The following is a 17672-nucleotide window of genomic DNA, read 5'->3' on the forward strand; positions in this document are numbered from 1 at the left end:
AGCTAGCAATGAAAGGAATGATTCTCGCTGCTGGCAAAGGAACTCGCGTTAGACCGATAACTCAGTCTATTCCCAAGCCAATGATTCCTATTTTGGGAAAACCGGTCATGGAGTCGATGATTGAGCTGTTTGCGCAACACAATGTTCGTAAAATTATGGTCAACACCAGTCATCTTGCAGAGGTGATCGAAGGGTATTTTGGTGATGGTCATCATTTTGATGTCCAGTTGTCGTATTCCTACGAAGGCGAGTTGGTTGATGGCGAATACGTCAGCAAGGCTTTAGGCTCGGCTGGTGGGATGAAAAAAATCCAAGAGTTTTCGGGATTTTTTGACGAAACTTTCGTCGTAGTTTGTGGTGACGCGTGGATCGACCTGGATCTAACGGAAGCGATTCGTCGCCATAAAAAGCTCGGTGGGATTGCCACGATTATCACCAAAGACGTATTGCCTGATGACGTAGAAAAATATGGTGTAGTTGTGACTGATTCCCGTGGTCAGGTCACCAGTTTCCAAGAAAAACCGAGCAAAGAAGAAGCGTTGTCGACCAAAATCAACACCGGGATTTACATTTTTGAGCCTGCGATATTTGACTACATTCCCAAAGATCAAGAGTTCGACATCGGTAGTGAGCTTTTTCCTCTATTGGTAGAAAAACGTCTTCCTTTCTACGCGGTTGATTTGAAGTTTCAATGGCTAGATGTGGGTAATATCCATGATATTTGGGGTGTGACGCGAGATATTCTAGATGGCAAGGTACCAGGTTATCGTATTCCCGGTACGCAAATCAGAGCGGGAATTTGGTTAGGCATTAATACCGTGGTTGATTTGGATAAGTGCAATATCCAACCTCCAGTCGTGATTGGGAGTGGTTGCAAAATTGACGATACGGCATCCGTGATTGGTCCCGCGTTGATTGGCGCGAATTGCGAGCTAGATGCCAACTGTCGTGTGCAAGAGTCGCTTATTTTCGACAATATTCACGTTGAGTCTGATGCCGTGGTTGAGCAGCAGACAATATTTGGCAACTACTGTATTGGGCACGATGGCAAACCTTGCGAGGATCAGCGTTGGCAACATTTGCGTTCCAGTCCCAAAGAGCGAGTGTCTGACGCCCTCAAGTCGATATAAAAAGGAAATAAGGATGACCAATAGCCCAACTCGGCGTTTTGGCAGTACTTATCCTAGCTCATTAGATGCATCGCGTGATGCATGTGCTGAGCTCAACAAGTTTTGGCAACTTACCGGAATAGAAGAGGCGGTTTCTGCGCAAGTTGAACTTTGTATTGTTGAGATGATGAATAATGCCTTCTTGCACGCATACCAACAACAAGAAGGCTTACCAATAGAGCTAGTATGCGAGTTGTTTACCGATTCAACGCCTTATTTAACTCTGTCAGTGTCTGACTGCGGCTCAGCGATGTCGCAGCAAGAGCTAGACAGTAAGTTGAACAATCAGTTTATCGAGCCAGATCCTGATGACGACACAACTTGGACGACATCCGGACGTGGCTTCATCATTGTGTCGAGCTTGATGGACTCAGTGGAACTCAAAACGGAAGGTGACAAAAACACCTTTGTAATGAAGAAAGAGCTTTCGGAAATCGATTAGTTCAAGCATGAAACAGATTGGCTAGATAAAGACAATAAGAATAGGGAGAACAAGGATGGATCACTATTTTAAGGCTTTCGAGCATCGTGTTCCGCCAGAGCCAGTACCACATAGTATTCCGCGAGAGTTACTGTATCAGTATCTTGCTACCTGTAATTTGACGCTTGGCATTTGGTATTTATGGTGGCGTTGGTCTTATGCACTTAACTACGACGCATTGTGGTTCTCTCTTCCGCTCGCGTTTGCGGAGTCATGTGCTTTTATTGGTTCAATGCTGTTTACCTACAACCTATGGAAAGTGAAGGATGAACCGCGGCGTGAAGCACCATTTAAAATTGCTGAGTGCGTGAGCGACACAGATGAAGACAGACCAATCAGTGTCGATGTGTTTTTCCCAAGCTATGACGAAGAGCCTGAGTTAGTGAAACTCAGCATACTCGATGCACAACGAATTCGTTACCCACATGATATTGAGATAAAAATCTACATTCTTGATGATGGCAATCGCCCTGAAATGAAGGTGATGGCCGAAGAAATGAACGTTGGTTATATTACTAGAGACGGCAATATTGGCTTCAAAGCTGGAAACTTGCGCAATGCGATGGAAAGAACATCGGGTGATTTCGTGGTTATTTGTGACGCCGATACCCGCCCATTTCCTACTATCCTAGAGAACACGTTAGGTTATTTCCGAGATCCAAAAGTAGCTTGGGTGCAGACGCCACAGTGGTTTTTCGATTTGCCTGAAGGGGAGCGTTTACCAGCCTTTTTACAACGTAAAGTTGGTGCTTGGGCTGCATCGCTTGGAGCAGGATTTGAAAAGTTTTACGGCCCAGTCACACTAGGGCAAGACCCTTTTGTAAATGACCCGCAGATGTTTTATGACGTGATTCAACGTCGCCGCAACTGGGCTAATGCGTCGTTTTGTTGCGGAGCGGGTTCAATTCACCGCCGAGAAGCGGTGATGGAGGCCGCGTTGCGTGCTTATGCTGAGCAAATTACCAAAGAACAAGATGAAGTTGAGCGACAAATCCGTCGTTTAACCAAAGAAAAGCAAGTTGATAAAGATGTCTCAGACAACTTACGCAATGAAATCTTGTTTGATACCGAGTTCACGCCTTATAAGTTTCACGTTTCTGAAGACCTTTATACATCGATTGTGCTGCATGCTGACCAAGAGCGAGGCTGGCGTTCGGTGTTGCATCCTCGAGTTGAGAGTAAAATGCTTTCTCCACAAGATCTGCAAACATGGACCGTACAGCGCTTTAAGTATTCCGGTGGGTCGATAGATATCTTTATGAACGACAATCCCATCTTTCGTAAAGGGCTTAATTTAAAGCAGAAGCTGATGTATGGCGCGAGTTTTTGGTCTAACTTATCGGCGATCTGGAACATCATTTTCCTTGCTTGTCCGATTGTCTACTTTCTCACCTCTATCGCGCCGGTCAGTGCTTATGACGTCACTTTTTACATGCACTTTTTACCTTATGTGCTCACCGCCGAGCTGGCGATGATGATAGGAACTTGGGGCGTTGCGGGTTATAAGGGCAAAACGAATTTCTTGTCATTTTTCCCGGTCAACTTACGAGCATTATGGACGGTGTTGCGCGGGCGCAAGATCAGCTTCCCAACTACCCCAAAAGAACGTCAAACCGGTAACTTTTTCAAACTGGTTATCCCGCAGGCAATGGTCTTTTTTATTAGCCTATTTGCGCTTATTTTCGCATGGGTAGGGTACAGTTTTGGTTCTTGGGGTAACTATTCATTTGGCGGACTGGTTCTTAACACATTTTGGATTATCAATAACATGATGGCGATGTGGGGCATGATGGCTGCGGCTTTCTGGACGCCACCTTCGACCGATGAAGATGCACAAGCGGCAACGGATGCAGAGGAGTTAAAATATGGAGTTTAAGCAAGCATTAGTTAATGCGCGTCACCACATCGTGTTTATTTTAGGCTTAGCGACCGCGCTGGTGATTGCCTTCGCTATTGAAACCCGTGAAAGTGGACAAGTGCTTGGCAATATCAGCTTTGAAGCCCCAGAAGAAATCCCTTTCAAGCAAAGTCGCGTTCTGACGGCGCAAGAGTATGAGTGGGCGAACATTGCGTGGCAATACTTTGAAAACAACTACCAAGAAAACACTGGCTTGGTGAACTCGGTTGATGGATATCCTTCAACCACTATGTGGGATACCGCTTCCTATCTAATGGGCTTGATTGCTGCTGAAAAACTGAATGTGATATCAAGTGACGTATTCAATATGCGCATGGAAAAGGCGCTAACGACCTTGGCACGTCTACCTTTGGTCAACGGTAAGTTGCCAAACAAAGCTTACAATACCCAAACGCTGCAAATGGTGGATTATGAGAACAACCCCAAAGAAAATGGTATCGGTTGGTCGGCGATCGATATTGGTCGTATCTTGGTGCCAATGAACGTATTGATTTGGCAGTATCCGCAATTTAATCAGCAAGTAAACAACGTACTTGTGCATTGGCGAGTCAGTGAAATGCTGATTGATGGCTATATGTTTGGTGCCAGACCAAGTGCTAATAATAATCAGATGGAACTGGTTCAAGAAGGGCGTATTGGTTATGAAGAGTATGCCTCTAAGTCATTGGCTCTGATGGGGCGAGATGTATTTAACTCAATGAAATACATTGATTTCCTAGAAATGGTTGATGTTTATGGAATACAAATCCCTACCGATAAACGGGATCCTGCGGAGTTTCATGCCCACAACTACGTGGTGAGTGAGTCCTATATTCTGGATGGTATTGAATTTGGTGCCGATAGTGTATCGAAAATTTTCGCCCACCGCGTTTATCAAGCTCAACAGCGTCGTTATAACGAAACTGGCATTTTGACTGCGGTGAGTGAAGATAACGTTGATGAGTCACCTTACTTTGTCTACAACACGGTGTTTTCCAACGGTAAAACGTGGAACGCGATTTCAGATGACGGTAAAGATCAAGCTCATTTGAAAACCCTTTCGACCAAGGCTGCATTTGGCTGGTACGCATTGTACGAAGAGGAGTATACCGACTTGTTAATTCAAGAGGCAGGTGAGCTGTACTCAAATAAGAAAGGCTGGTATTCGGGACGCTACGAACTCGATGGTCGAACGAATAAAGCCATCACGGCCAATACCAATGGCATTGTGCTGGAGTCATTAGCTTATATTGAAAATGGTCCATTACTGACAATCGGTGAGAAATAATAATAACTAAGGATAGTTGTATGCGCGGCATTTGTTTAGGTTTAATTACGCTTGCTCTGTTTGGTTGTGGTAACAAGTACAATCAGTTTTCAGACGATATTGTTGATAGAAAATCTCATTGGAACACACCCAAACCTCGCTCAGGGGAACTGACTGAGCAAGAAATGGATATGGCTCGAATTGCGTGGAAGTATTTTGAGAATAACTACCAAGAATCGACTGGGTTGGTGAACGCGGTAAACAATTATCCATCAGTGACGTGGTGGGATGCCGCTTCTTACCTAGCGGGTATGGTGAGTGCGTATGAGCTTGGCATTATCGAAAAAGAGGAACTGGACTCACGTCTAACCCGTTTTCTTGCCACGTTAAACAAGCTCGATCTATTCCGTGGTGAGTTACCCAATAAAGCCTACAATACCCAAACGGCGGCGAAGGTGGACTATGGTAACCAACCTGGTGAGATTGGCTACTCAGCTCTTGACTTAGGGCGTTTGATGATTTGGCTACACATAGTCAAAAACCGCTTCCCTGAGTTTGGACCGAGCATTGATTCTGCGGTATTGCGCTGGAATTTCTGTAATCTGATTGATGAGAACGGCACCATGTTTGGCGCATTGCTTGAGCCGGGCAAAGAAGTTCAGTATTTGCAGGAAGGTCGGCTAGGTTATGAAGAGTACGCAGCGAAGGGGTTTGAGCTGTGGGGTTTTAACGTCACCCAAGCGATTATGCCTGAGCCTTATTCAACCATTAACCTGTTCGGTTATGATGTGCCATATGACACCCGCGACCCACGCAAATTAAAAGCGCATAGTTACGTTGTAACGGAAAGTTATGTACTCGATGGGATTGAACTTGGGTGGGATGTGGTGTCAGACCGTTCTGCTCATGACGATCACTATTCCCATGACTGGATGGCTGAGTTCGCCTTGCAGATCTATCGTGTTCAAGAAGAAAGATACAAACAGACAGGCATTATTACCGCACGTACTGAGCACCAACTCGCTGGTGCCCCTTACTTTGTTTACGACACGATTTATACCGACGGATTTGCGTGGAACACCATCTCTGAAGTAGGGGACTTCTTACCTCAATATTCGGCAGTAGCGATCAAAGGTGCTATGGGGATGTGGGTTTTGTGGGACACTGAATATACCGATTTGCTGTTTGACCATGTCTCTACCGCCTACGATAGAGACAAAGGGTTCTATGAAGGCATTTTTGAGAACGGAACGGGTCTAATCAATACTTTTACCTCCAATAATAACGGCATCACACTGGAGATTCTTCTGTACAAAAAACAAGGTAAATTACTGACATATCAAGATAACCCCGCTCCAAGTGTATGGGAAAAGGCGCTTGAATCGCCATTTGGTTATGAAGGGCAGTGCTTACCACGTAAAAAAATCGAACCCGTAGAATAGTGAGATTGCCAATGCTAAAGAATTGGGTTGTTTTAGCAAGCATCTACCTGTTGACCGCCTGTGGGGTGGTATATCAAGGCGTAAATCATGGCATTGAGGCGATAAACCAATCGCAAATGTTACGTCAAGGGCGGCATGGTGAGTTGACCGAGCAAGAGCTAGCTTGGGCTGCGACGGCATGGAAATACGTTAGCAACAACACTCAACTATCTACAGGCTTAGTCAATAGCTTAGATAACTATCCGACCACCAATATGTCTGGTATTGCCGATTATCTGGTTGCGTTACTGGCAGCGAAAGAGTTCGAGTTTATAACCAATAAAGAGTATGACGAGCGACTCTCTTTAGTGTTGAGCTTTCTGAACAAGATGCCGCTGAGTCAGGGCCAAGTTCCAAATAAGGTATACAGTACTCAACATGGCCAGATGGTTAACTATGGCAATCAACCTCAAGACATTGGTTGGTCTTCTCTAGATATGGGACGGCTTTTGATTGTCTTGGCTATCGTTAAGCGTCACTCACCTGAGTTTACGGAATACATTGATAAAGCGGTGTTGCGTTGGAACTTTTGTGAGTTGGTTAGTGAAGATGGTGAACTATATGGCGCGGTGGTACATGATGGGCAAGTGCATCGTTACAAAGAAGGGCGCCTTGGCATTGAAGAATATACATCTTACGGCTATCTCGACTGGCATATCGTGCCGGAAAAAGCCTTTAATATCGAACCTTATGATGTCGCGACTATTTATGGGGTTGATCTTATTTTTGATGGGCGAGACCCGCGTATTTTCAATGTGCTAAGACCGGTTTATACCACGCCTTATCTCTGGTTAGGGCTCGAGTTTAACTGGGATGATATTGGTGACACAGGCTCAAGTGACGCCAGCCATAGCAATGATACCTTGTCTGCGATGGCTGATGCGATATATCAAGTTCAGGAACTGCGCTGGGAAAACGAGCGTATTTACACCGCTCGTGGTGAGCATGTTGTCTCTGGCGAGCCTTATTTTGTTTACGATGCGATTTATGGGCTGGGTACCCCATGGATAACGCTGGCAGAAGATGGTTCGTCGCATGACCATCTAGCGTTAGTTTCAACTCGTGTTGCATTTCAAATGTGGGCGCTATGGAAAACGGACTATACCGACCGTTTGATGATATTGGTCAAAGAGCTCTATGATCCGCAACGAGGTTGGTACGAAGGGCGTTACGAGATGACCAGTGCTTATGAAAAAAGCTTAAGCTTAAAGACAAATGCTGGGGTGCTGGAAGCGCTGTTATACAAACAGCAGGGTAAGCTATACAAAAATGGCGACAGTAAAGAGTACCGTGACGTACAGTTTAACTCGCGTTTTAGCCACCCTGGTCACTGCTTAGTGGAGACTTTCCGATGAGAAGAGTGCTACTGATCATTCTGGGATTAATCGGTTATGTCGCAGCGTGCGCCGCACAAACGGTGTTGCCAAAGCCAGCTATTGATGCCTTAGTCGCGCCTACGCTAATTCTCGGTCAAGGGCGATACGCTCAAGCAGCGGATAGCTTTCATGCTCAAAGCACCCAAGTTTTGACGCTAGAAAGGAAACTTGGCACCAAGTTGATGTGGCAGGTAGCTGGTTTAGCCGAAGGGTTAGCAGCGATAGCAGCAGAGAAAAACCAAGACCCAATGGCTTATGAGTACTGGGCTAATAGCGTGCGTTACTTTTTGATGTCAGGGAGCAGTTGGCAAGCGTTGCAAACCCAGCTTCATCAGGAGTATGAGCAATCGAATAGTCGTTTGCAGGTCAGCATGTCACCTGGTGATAGCGGTGTTGCCGTTGATAATGCATGGTTAGAGCTGTTCTCCATAGTTGAGGTATGGCAAGAGCGTTTAGACTATTTTTACTATCGCCAACCATCAGCCGATTTAGCCACTCAAGTTACGCAGTCGCAGCAGGCGTTGACTGGTCAAGAGAGCCAACCTTTGCCAGAAAGGGGAGCGCAGTTACGTCAGTACGTGCCAAATAATCAACTCAACTTAGATTCTGGGTTTACCAATAGACAGACTTTTGAACCTAAAGCCTCTACGGAATTGCCTCGTGCTCGCTCGGTCTCTCCTAACCCAGCAAATATCTCATCACAGCCAGTAGTTATCGAGTCGTCACCCGTCGTCATTACTTCGCCGCTTAGTCCGCCAAGAGCGATTGTTGAGCAGGACCACGCTGGAGAGCAGACAGGAGACGCTCAGCAAGCAAGCTCACCGTCATCCGAAGAGGTTGAGGAGAGCAGTCAATTTCGCGCCAATTTAGACGCCGGTAGTACTCAAGGAGTCAGTGCAACCCAACGGCGAACTTTTACACCTGAATAATTACACCATTTCAATTGACTTACCGTCCATAGAATTTCAAATCATGTGGCTTTACCCTTTTTGTAAATAAATGCCTCATGTTTTTTGTCATTTTCATTAGCCAATATAAACATCGTTTTTAAATATAGGTTTGCGCTATTAGCTTCAATGTTGCGCTGCTATTTGATTTATTCCCTCTAATCATAAAACTTCCTGCGAAAAAATATTTCTCTAATTTCTGTTATACCATCTTACAGGTCTAATGTTTACAAAAAACGCATTAACTGTGAACTATGATCGCTTATTGAACAATTTATTAAAATGAAAAATAGCCATAATTAATTGAAATATATAGAGTTAATGTAGTTTTGGTTGATCTTGATTTTACTTGACTGTGTTTATTTGTGATATTTGTATCGTTTTTAGTTAATCTTAAGATCTAGGATTAGTTCGTGAAACAAAGTGAAATACTAATGGGAAGTGAACTTTATCTTGGAGTGAAAAAATGAAAAAAATACTTAAAAGCAGCTCTCTGGCTTTGGCGTTGGGTATATTTGCTAACTCAGCTTTGGCAACTGATTATGCAGTGATACTAAAAACGCTAAATAATCCATTTTGGGTGGAAATGAAAGAGGGGATCGAGAAGTACGCTCAAGAAAATAATATCGACGTTGATATTTATGCTGCTGCATCAGAAGGCGATATGCAGAGCCAGATGCGTTTGTTTGAAGACGTTACAAATCGTGATTACAAAGGTATTGCATTTGCTCCACTTAGTGCAAACAACCTCGTTTTCCCCGCCGTAAAGGCATACAAAAAAGGTATTCATCTAGTTAACTTAGATGAACGTGTCGACATTGAAGGGATGAACAAATCAGGAGCTCAAGTAGCAGGTTTTGTCACCACTGACAACGTTGCTGTGGGGGCAACCGGTGCGACCTATATCATCGAGCAACTTGGTGCCGAGGGTGGCAAAGTTGCTATCGTTGAAGGTAAAGCAGGAAACGCTTCCGGTGAGGCTCGTCGCTCTGGCGCCCAAAAAACGTTTGATGCGACCAAGAATATCAAGCTAGTTGCTTCACAACCTGCTGATTGGGATCGTATGAAAGCACTTGATGTAGCAACCAACATTCTACAACGCAACCCCGATCTAAAAGCTTTCTATTGTGCTAACGATACCATGGCAATGGGTGTTGCTCAGGCTGTTAGAAATGCAGGCAAGACAGACTCAATTTTAGTGGTTGGTACTGACGGTGCGCCGGAAGCACGCAAAATGGTTCAAGATGGCCAAATGTCTGCGACCGTTGCCCAAGACCCGGCTCAAATTGGCGTTGAAGGTATGAAAATATTAATTCAATCGGTAGATGGTGGTGATTTAATTACTATTGATACTCCTCCTAAAACCGCGATGGTACCCGCTGTATTGATTGACTGAATACTGACTAAGTGGCGGTAGCAAAGCTGCCGCTAAACCTTCAAGGGATTTACTATGGAAAAACCAATTGTTGAGATGCGAAGCATTGCCAAACACTTTGGTAAAGTCAAAGCGTTGAATAATGTAGACCTGAGTATTTATGAGGGGGAAGTGCACGCTCTTTTAGGAGAAAACGGTGCAGGAAAATCCACACTAATGAAAGTGCTTTCAGGTATTCATCAGCCTACGAAAGGTGTGATTTCCATCGATGGCCAAGATTATCACCACTTCACACATCAAGAATCTGCCACCTTGGGTATCAGTATCATTTACCAAGAACTGAGCTTGATTGAAGAGTTATCTGTTCTAGAAAATATCTTTATTGGTCGCTTAAAAACCAAAAAACTACTCGGTATTGAGGTAGTTGATTGGCAGGCGATGCGTGATGAAGCTGAAATGATAATGGGTGAACTCGGGATGAAAATCGACCTAGATTCGAAAGTTGAAGACCTCTCCATTTCATATAAGCAAATGGTCGAAATCGCGAAAGCGCTGTCAACAAAAGCTCGTGTCCTAATTATGGATGAACCGACGTCATCATTGACAGAGATAGAAGTAGAAAAACTGTTTTCTGTTGTTAATCGGTTAAGAGAGAAAAACACAGCAGTGGTCTATATCTCTCACAAACTTAAAGAGATTCATCAAATTTGTGACCGCTACACTGTTATACGTGACGGTAGCTCTATGGGCAGCGGAAAAGTACAAGGTACGACAAATGATGAAATTATCCGTCTCATGGTTGGAAGAGAAATCGATAGTCGCAGCCGAGACGAGAGCGTTTCGACGGAAAATAACGATATTGTCTTTTCAGTAAAAAGTCTGACTTCTCGGGATAGAAAAACGGTAAAAGACGTTTCATTCGATGTGCGTAAAGGACAGATTATGGGCTTCGCGGGTTTGGTTGGCGCGGGACGAACAGAAATTATGAACTGCTTGTTTGGTGTTGATGCTACAGCGTCAGGTCAAATTATATTTAATGGCAAAGACATTACGCCCAAATCACCATTAGAAGCAATTAACAATGGTATGGCTTATGTCACAGAGGCTCGTAGACAAAATGGCTTCTTCGATAATTTTAGCATCGGCCAAAACATCGCTATTGCGCGTTCGCTAAAAGATGGTGGGTATTGCGGAATGGCCGGTGTCATTGATGTTGATGCTGAAAACCTAATGGCTGAAGATTTTAAGTTATTGCTTTCGATTAAATGCGATTCCATTCATCAAAAGATCACTGAATTGTCTGGAGGTAATCAGCAGAAGGTCATTATTTCCAAATGGATGGCATCTCAGCCTGAGATCATCATCTTTGATGAACCCACACGTGGAATTGATGTTGGAGCGAAGTCAGAGATCTACAAGATTATGCGCAAATTATGTGACGAAGGCAAAGTGGTCATTATGGTTTCATCCGAACTCCCAGAAATATTATCTGTGTCTGATTCAGTGGCAGTAGTAAAAGAGGGACGTATTTCAAAAGTTCTCAATAATAACAATCTTACTGAAGAGGAAATAATGCAATGGGCGCTACCAAACTAGAGAAACAAAATCTTCCGAAGAAAGAAGTCAACTTTGGTAAGTTGTGGGAAAACTATGGCACGTTTGCGATTTTAGTTTTAATGATCATTATTTTCGGTCTGAGTTCTCCGGAGTACTTTTTAACGGGTAACAACATTACACAGATTTTTACCCAATCTTCTGTAAACGTATTGATTGGTATGGGGGTGTTCTTTGCCATTTTGATTGCAGGTATTGACCTGTCGGTGGGTTCGATTCTCGCGTTTTCTGGGATGGTGACAGCCAAACTAATGATAGCTGGGCTAGACCCAGTACTCGCGGCAATTATTGGTGGTGTGTTCGTCGGCGGAGCATTGGGGGCCATCAACGGGGCATTGGTCAATTACACAGGTTTACACCCATTTATTATTACTTTAGGTACTAACACGATTTTCCGTGGTGCGACGCTCATCATCTCTGATGCTAATTCCGTGTATGGCTTCTCTTATGATTTTGTCGAAATCTTCGCAGGTACATTATTCGGCATCCCGACACCAGTCATTATCGCTCTTACTGTAGCGGCTATCTTGTGGTTTTTGACAACTAAAACACGCCTTGGAAGAAACATCTACGCGCTGGGTGGTAATGCTGATTCTGCACACTATTCAGGTATTGATGTGAAAAAGCACACCATGATTGTGTTCATCATTTCGGGTATTTGTGCCGGTATCGCGGGTATTGTTACAACGGCTCGTATTGGTTCAGCTGAACCACTAGCAGGTACTGGCTTTGAAACCTTCGCAATTGCCGCTGCAATTATTGGTGGAACCTCGTTCTTTGGAGGGAAAGGTCGTATCACCAGTGTCGTTATAGGTGGGTTGATCATCGGTACCATCAATAATGGTCTGAACATCCTACAAGTTCAAACTTACTATCAACTCGTTGTTATGGGCGGTCTTATTATCACCGCGGTAGCACTCGATCAATTCTTCGCTCGTAAGGATAAAAAATAATGAATAAGATGCCTTTGATCGCCCCTTCGCTAATGTGCATGGACTTAACTAAGTTAGCTGAGCAAATTGAGTTTTTTGACGACAAAGTGGGGTATTACCACGTAGATATTATGGATGGTCATTTCGTACCAAACTTAACGCTCTCGCCTTTCTTTGTTAGTCAGTTAAAGAAAATTAGTACCGCACCGATGGATTGCCATTTAATGGTCACTAATCCAGAACAGTACGTTGATATGCTTGCAGAAGCAGGAGCTGCTATGTTTAGTTTCCATGCGGAAACCGTCAACGGAAAAGCATTTCGTTTAATAGAAGATGTCCGTAAAAAAGGCATGCAAGTGGGAGTGGTACTCAATCCAGAAACGCGATTACAGGACGTTGAAATTTACTTGAAGCATATAGATAAAGTAACGCTAATGACCGTTGACCCGGGGTTTGCTGGTCAATCTTTTGTTCCTGAGGTTGTTGATAAAATTCGTCAATTTCGAGAGTTCCGCGAGCAACATCAACTTGAGTTTCAAATCGAAATCGATGGTTCGTGTAATAAGAAAACATTTTCTACTTTGCTCGCAGCAGGTGCAGATGTACTTATTGTGGGTACGTCTGGTCTGTTCAATAACCACCCTGAGCTTTCAGTTGCGTGGGGCATGATGATGGATGACATCAAAGTAGCAGCGCTAGAGGTGGCATAATGAATCAAACCTCAGTTTTTATCGGTATCGATATGGGTGCGACACATACTCGTCTTTGTGCAATTGACAAAGAGAAGAATATAAAGGTTCTCAAAAAATATAAGACAGACGCTATTGTTGCTGATGATGTGGTTAATGGATTGATTAGTGTAGTAAAGCATGAACTTGAGGAACACAATCTGAAGGTTGCGAGGCTGCTGATCGGATTACCAGCAACGATTTCCAAAGACCGCACGAGCGTACTTTCTACTCCGAACCTTTGTGTCGAACAGTCGGATTTTAATCGTCTGGTGCCAACCCTAAAACATGAGTTTGATTGTAAAGTCGAGCTTGAAAGGGATGTTAATTTGCAAATTGCCTACGATACCCATCATTTGCACGTCGAAGATAAAATTGTTCTTGGTTGTTACTTGGGCTCCGGCTTCGGGTTTTCAATTTGGTTTCACGGTGATGTATACACTGGGGCGCATGGTGTTGCGGGTGAACTGGGGCACATTCCTTATGGTCGTAACGGCGTGAGATGTGGTTGTGGCAACAGTGGATGTCTTGAAAGTTTAGTTTCTGGCGTAGTGCTAAAAGCAGAGTACGATAGTCAAAATGCAGACTACGAAATTAAAGACTTTTTTAGCCAACAGTGTAACGCTACTTTCACAGGTTTATTTGTCGAACATACTGCGAAGGCTATTGCGACTTCGGTAAACCTTTTTGACCCAGATATTGTGTTACTTGGTGGCGGAGTGATGGATATGGAAGGTTTTCCATTTGGCAAATTAAGACAACTCATCTTTGAGCATGTACGTAAACCGCTTCCTAGCGAAGAACTCACCCTGATGAAAGCGACATCATCTTCTTTTAACGGGGCAACGGGCGCAGCATTGCAGGCACTAAATCGCAGTTAGACTTATGGCTCCGTAAGGGGCCATTGTTATCGAGAACCTCATGAATTTTAGTACCAATCAAGTTTATCCTCGCATCAGAATGACAATGCCTTCTCTGACCAACACGGAAAAGCGCATTGCGGAATTTTTCCTGACGCCAAGGACAATGCGTAAGGAAGTCACCATCAATGCCGTTGCAGATCGACTTGGTGTATCGACATCTCTGATCGTTAAGCTTGCTAAAAAGCTCGGTTATGACGGATTTAAAGAGCTCAAAGCTGAACTGCTAATGGTTGAAAATGAAAAGCAATATTTGCCAGATCAAAAACTAAATAGGGATGATGACTGCGCGCAGATTGTTCAAAAGGTGTTGAATAACTCATTGAATTCATTGCAAGAAGTTTTGTCTTTTTCAAATGTGCCTAAAATAGAAAAGGCTGCTCGTATGGTGATCAATGCGAGAAAAATGTCTCTGTTTGCCGTGGGGGGGACATCCGTAATCGCTGAAGACTTTCACCACAAATTGCTACGAATAGGTATACATACTTATGTACCTAAGGATTATCATATGATGATCATGACTGCTAGCCTGATGTCATCGGATGATGTGATCTTGGTTATTTCGCACTCGGGGCAAACTATCGATCTTATTGATGCGGTAAATGAAGCTAAAAAATCTGGGGCAGCGGTTGTAGCCATCACCAACAACTACAATTCCAAACTTACTTCTCTAGCTGATTGCGCTATTTTTGCGCCAGCATCACCAGAACCGATTTTGGGGAAAAATGGCACGGCAAGGTTGGTTAAGATCGCTTTAGTCGATTGTCTCTTCGCCACGGTTGCCAATCTCTGTCCAGATAAAACACAAATTGCGATAGACAAAACTGGCATAGCCACGAGCCGACTCCATAAATAATTGCTTTGCTCTTGAAGTTAAAGCGAAACGCATGGGGTATTCGACGTTTCTTGTGAGACGATGGTTCTAAACGTGCAAAGTAAGGATTTTACGTTAGGCTTAAAGTATCACTCGAAAATACCGATAGACCTATGCTCAACAATACGCCGCTGCGCGCGGTTTGTACGGCTTGTATTACGTTTATGTTTGTCTCGTTAGATTCGAATGCTACGGCGTTCAAAGACCAGTTGGTCAATCTTGACCCTGCCCGTTGGCAGGTGGCTGATGGTTGGCAAAATGGCTATCCGTTTTATAGCCGTTGGGAGTCTGACGCCATCAGTTTTGGTTCTAAAGGCATGACCATTGAGTTAGCCCCCGATGGCAAGTTAAATGAGGCAGGGCAACGAACGTATTTCTCAGGAGAGTTGCGTAGTCACGACTATTACTCCTACGGCTGTTATGAAGTTGAAATGAAACCAATCAAAGCACCTGGCGTAGTGACGTCGTTTTTCTTGTTTGCGGGTCCTTACGACAAACCCGTTGGAGGTAGTGGCAAGCATAATGAAATCGATATTGAATTCTTAGGCTCAAATACCAATATGGTTCAACTGAACTTTTGGACCGATGACGATGAGTACGCCAATACCCATGAAACGCTGATTTTCTTGGATTTTGATGCTTCGCAGCAGTTTCACCGCTACGGTATTTATTGGGGTAAAGATTTCCTAGAGTGGTTTGTCGATGGCAAATCGGTTTTGAAGGTTCGCAATAATCGTTTTGATCCAATACCTAATGCGGAACACTCTAAACTTCGTGTTATGGCAAATGTTTGGGCGGTGGATCATGGCGTGGCAAACTGGGCGGGGCGCTTTAACATCGATAACCCTAATCGTTACAGTGCTCGATATAGAAATTTTTCATTTACTCCAGAATCACGATGTCTCTGAACTCCAAAGAGAAAATTAATCGACGGATGATCTTTCAATAAAGGCTGTTTGTATAAAACAAATTGCATACTACGCTTAGATAAAGAAAAGAGAAGAAAACAACGTCAATCTAGGGTATCAACATGCAATCACCGACCTCGCGCCTGGCATACTTGCTGAATCATTCTAGCACCAGCTTCGATTTGACCAATCAAGCACACCAGTCTCGTTTATTACGTCTCGCAGAGCAGATTTTGGCATTGGACACGATATCAGATGAGCAGCTTAAACAGATGGCTATTCAACAGGACGCGCCATTGGAGTTTAGGCTTGCGTTAAAGCTCGTTGAATCGCGCCGAAAAGTGATTGCGATTGCGCAACCCGTCAAGGTAGGCGTTGTATTTGCGATGTGGGGTGAACACAATCGTTTACAAGAGAAATCTTCATCGAATCCTAATGGGGAAGATTCGTTGCGAACCAAAATAGCGCAGCTGGAATGGATTACTGCGGATTCCAATGTGAGTTGGCAACTTTATTGTGTCGACGATGGCTGCCCTCACGAAAGTGCGCATATCGCCAAACGTATTGCTCATCAGCAACCTCGTTACATCAACGATAAAGTACATGTGTTGCAGCTGTCTACAGCCATTCCAACCAGTGTTGGGGCATTGAGATACCTTGACCATGTTGATGACTCGCGTAAAGGTGGTGCAATCATACTTGGTTGTGAACGGGCGCTTGCGGCGAATGCAGATGCAGTTATTTATACCGATGCCGATAATTCTGTGCATCTTGGTCAGATTGGTCTTTTGCTCGAGCCATTTGTCACGCAAAACAAGCAAGTCGTACTAGGCAATAGAAAGCATCCTGACTCTATTTTGGTTAAGCAAGAGGAGCGCTGGGGTGTGGGGATCAAAACCTTACGCCATATGCAGCGTATGATTGGTGCGCAGATTTTCGAACGAGGGATTAAAGATACGCAAGCGGCATTTAAGTTGTATGGACGGGCAGTACTAGAGCAAATCTTATTGAAACCGACCGTTTATGACTTTTCATTCGATACCGACTGGATCTTTGCCGCGATGGAGTTGAACCAACCGATTGCCACAACGCCATTTGCGTTTATTGACTCGGCAGCAGAGTCGGCCTCAATTGTACAAGGGCCCATGACAACATGGTACGTTTTACTTGATGGCTTAGTGAAGGCCGCCAAAGCGAGAGAAGTGACGTACAGTGAGGAAATGGCGGACGTGTTTTCCACTGAAATTAAATCGCACAAAGACTTAGAACTACTGATTAATAAGCTACCACCTGAGCTGGCTAGCGCGTCCGATAAAGAATTGGGTAATCCGAAAACGATGTCACCAAAAGCAATGCGTAACTGGATTATGAGCACAAAAGCGATGCATGCTCAACAGGTATAGCCGATGACAACAGTACCGCCAGAGCTAGCGGTTTCTCTGGCGATACAGGCGTTTAGACTACTTTGCTCGGTCTTGCGTAAACGTTGAATAGTCTTGCTTAAGTGTTGAATAGATTAAATCAAGCTCTTCTTGAGTGATCACTTCTCGCAAGCCTTCTCGCTGAACACTCTCGCCGAGATAGCCAATCACTTGTTGCTTATCTTCATTCGAAAGCGAGTCTATCATTTGGTAAATTACGTCTAACTGTTGGTTTCTCATGGTCGCCTCCCCCGAAGTCGATTGCAAAGAAATCGTTGTCTG

General features: G+C 44.2%; 16 protein-coding genes. 15 read left to right on the plus strand and 1 reads right to left on the minus strand.

Annotated elements, in window-relative coordinates; all coding sequences use genetic code 11:
* Positions 1-8 precede the first annotated feature (8 nt).
* The 15 genes from GZK95_RS16960 (at position 9) to GZK95_RS17030 (ending at position 17372) form a co-directional block, all read left to right on the plus strand.
* Positions 9-1130 carry a sugar phosphate nucleotidyltransferase gene (locus tag GZK95_RS16960; protein WP_075706144.1) on the plus strand — a complete coding sequence of 374 codons (1122 nt, stop codon included), beginning with the start codon at positions 9-11 and terminating at the stop codon, positions 1128-1130.
* Between the two features lie 13 nt (positions 1131-1143).
* On the plus strand, positions 1144-1611 hold the full coding sequence (locus tag GZK95_RS16965; protein ID WP_075706145.1) for an ATP-binding protein: 468 nt from the start codon (positions 1144-1146) through the stop codon (positions 1609-1611).
* Between the two features lie 55 nt (positions 1612-1666).
* Complete coding sequence (locus tag GZK95_RS16970) at positions 1667-3526, plus strand: glycosyltransferase family 2 protein (protein WP_075716371.1); 1860 nt, start codon at positions 1667-1669, stop codon at positions 3524-3526.
* Positions 3516-4835, plus strand: coding sequence for a DUF3131 domain-containing protein (locus GZK95_RS16975; RefSeq protein ID WP_075716370.1), 1320 nt, complete (start codon positions 3516-3518; stop codon positions 4833-4835). Before GZK95_RS16970 ends, GZK95_RS16975 begins: the two co-directional genes overlap by 11 nt.
* Before the next feature lie 20 nt (positions 4836-4855).
* Positions 4856-6256 carry a DUF3131 domain-containing protein gene (locus GZK95_RS16980; RefSeq protein ID WP_075716369.1) on the plus strand — a complete coding sequence of 467 codons (1401 nt, stop codon included), beginning with the start codon at positions 4856-4858 and terminating at the stop codon, positions 6254-6256.
* 11 nt (positions 6257-6267) lie between these two features.
* Positions 6268-7650 carry a DUF3131 domain-containing protein gene (locus GZK95_RS16985; RefSeq protein WP_075706149.1) on the plus strand — a complete coding sequence of 461 codons (1383 nt, stop codon included), beginning with the start codon at positions 6268-6270 and terminating at the stop codon, positions 7648-7650.
* On the plus strand, positions 7647-8600 hold the full coding sequence (locus GZK95_RS16990) for a hypothetical protein (protein WP_075716368.1): 954 nt from the start codon (positions 7647-7649) through the stop codon (positions 8598-8600). Before GZK95_RS16985 ends, GZK95_RS16990 begins: the two co-directional genes overlap by 4 nt.
* A gap of 484 nt (positions 8601-9084) precedes the next feature.
* Positions 9085-10014, plus strand: coding sequence for a D-allose transporter substrate-binding protein (alsB, locus tag GZK95_RS16995; RefSeq protein ID WP_075715795.1), 930 nt, complete (start codon positions 9085-9087; stop codon positions 10012-10014).
* Between the two features lie 54 nt (positions 10015-10068).
* Entirely contained in the window at positions 10069-11589 is a 1521-nt protein-coding gene (alsA, locus tag GZK95_RS17000; protein ID WP_075715796.1) for a D-allose ABC transporter ATP-binding protein AlsA, read from the plus strand.
* Entirely contained in the window at positions 11571-12560 is a 990-nt protein-coding gene (gene alsC / locus GZK95_RS17005; protein WP_075715797.1) for a D-allose ABC transporter permease, read from the plus strand. The genes alsA and alsC overlap by 19 nt, the downstream gene beginning before the upstream one ends.
* Positions 12560-13249, plus strand: a complete 690-nt coding sequence (alsE, locus tag GZK95_RS17010; protein ID WP_075715798.1) for a D-allulose 6-phosphate 3-epimerase — start codon at positions 12560-12562, stop codon at positions 13247-13249. The genes alsC and alsE overlap by 1 nt, the downstream gene beginning before the upstream one ends.
* Complete coding sequence (alsK, locus tag GZK95_RS17015; protein ID WP_075715799.1) at positions 13249-14148, plus strand: allose kinase; 900 nt, start codon at positions 13249-13251, stop codon at positions 14146-14148. Before alsE ends, alsK begins: the two co-directional genes overlap by 1 nt.
* Positions 14149-14188: 40 nt before the next feature.
* Positions 14189-15043, plus strand: coding sequence for an SIS domain-containing protein (locus tag GZK95_RS17020; protein ID WP_075715800.1), 855 nt, complete (start codon positions 14189-14191; stop codon positions 15041-15043).
* 131 nt (positions 15044-15174) lie between these two features.
* Positions 15175-15969 carry a family 16 glycosylhydrolase gene (locus tag GZK95_RS17025; RefSeq protein WP_075715801.1) on the plus strand — a complete coding sequence of 265 codons (795 nt, stop codon included), beginning with the start codon at positions 15175-15177 and terminating at the stop codon, positions 15967-15969.
* A gap of 122 nt (positions 15970-16091) precedes the next feature.
* Positions 16092-17372 (plus strand): glycosyltransferase, encoded by a 1281-nt coding sequence (locus tag GZK95_RS17030; protein WP_075715802.1) that lies wholly within the window; start codon positions 16092-16094, stop codon positions 17370-17372.
* A gap of 57 nt (positions 17373-17429) precedes the next feature.
* On the opposite strand, the gene GZK95_RS17035 is transcribed toward GZK95_RS17030, so the two are convergent.
* A complete protein-coding gene (locus GZK95_RS17035) occupies positions 17430-17630 on the minus strand; it encodes a hypothetical protein (RefSeq protein WP_075706153.1) in 201 nt (66 codons plus the stop codon).
* Positions 17631-17672 lie beyond the last annotated feature (42 nt).

Source organism: Vibrio panuliri (genome assembly GCF_009938205.1).
Lineage (GTDB): Bacteria > Pseudomonadota > Gammaproteobacteria > Enterobacterales > Vibrionaceae > Vibrio > Vibrio panuliri.